We start from the raw sequence: 1,240 nt of genomic DNA on the forward strand, positions 1-1,240 counted from the left end.
TGGACCGACCAGCCTTTCGTAGACATCCGGGCGCCATAATCCATGGCAACGACCGAGGTGTTTATGAGCAGCAACAAGCAGTACACGGATGAGTTCCGTTCCGAGGCGGTGAGGCAGGTGATCGAGCGCGGCTTCACTGTGGTGGATGTCGCCTCCCGCATCGGGATCCCCAAGCACACGCTGTATGGCTGGGTGCAGGCGGCCAGGAAGACGGCACCAGCGCTCGGTACTGCGGCTGCGCCGAGTGACTCGGCCGAGATCCGCCGGCTCAAGGCCGAGCTGCGACGGGTGACCGAGGAGCGCGACATCCTAAAAAAAGCCGCCGCGTACTTTGCCAAGGGGTAAAGGCGAAGTACGCGTTCATGCGCGCGCACGTCCGCGAGTTCCGCCTGGTAGCGATGTGTCGAGTGTTGGGCGTGCACCGCAGCGGCTACTACGCGTGGCTGCGCCAAGGCGCCAGTGCCCGCGAGCGGGAGGATCAGCGTCTTCTGGGGCTGATCAAGCATTATTGGCTGGCCAGCGGCGCGGTGTATGGCTATCGCAAGATCGCCCTGGATCTGCGCGAAGCCGGCGAACGCTGCAGCCGTCATCGCGTCTGGCGGCTGATGAAGGCCGAGGGCCTGCGGGCCCAGGTGGGTTATGGCCGCAAGCCGCGTCATCGTGGCGGCCCCGTTGGCGTGGTGGCCAACGTGCTCAACCGCGACTTCGCTCCGCAGTCGCCCAACAAGGTCTGGGTGACCGACATCACCTACATCCGCACCTACGAGGGCTGGCTGTTCCTGGCGGCGGTGATGGACCTGTACTCGCGACAGATCGTCGGCTGGGCGACGGCCCCGACGATGACCAGCGACCTGGTGCTGCAGGCGTTGGTCGCTGCCGCATGGCGACGCAAACCGGCCGCAGGCGTGATGGTCCATTCCGATCAGGGCTGCCAGTTCACCAGCAGCGACTGGCAATCGTTCCTGAAGGCGCATCGGATGGTGCCGAGCATGAGCCGCCGCGGAAACTGTCACGACAACGCGGTGGCCGAGAGCTTCTTCAGTGTCCTGAAGAAGGAGCGGATCAAGCGGCGGATCTACCCATCTCGGGCCGCCGCGGCATCGGATGTGTTCGATTACATCGAGATGTTCTACAACCCGATCCGCCGGCATGGTTCCGCTGGCGGCATGTCACCGGTAGAGTTCGAGAGGCGCTACGCGCAACGCAGCGACTGAGTGTCTACGGAAATCTGGTCGGTCCA

At 64.4% G+C, this 1,240-nt stretch carries 1 protein-coding gene; it reads left to right on the forward strand.

Going from position 1 to position 1,240, the window contains the following annotated elements; all coding sequences use genetic code 11:
• Positions 1-63: 63 nt before the first annotated feature.
• A protein-coding gene (locus tag AC06E6_RS16370; protein WP_478062062.1) for an IS3 family transposase occupies positions 64-1,214 on the forward strand; the annotation gives its coding sequence in 2 pieces (ribosomal slippage) (positions 64-319 and positions 319-1,214; 1,152 coding nt in all).
• The last annotated feature ends 26 nt before the right edge of the window (positions 1,215-1,240 follow it).

It is taken from the genome of Stenotrophomonas sp. Steno-Z10-HUANG (assembly GCF_056393075.1).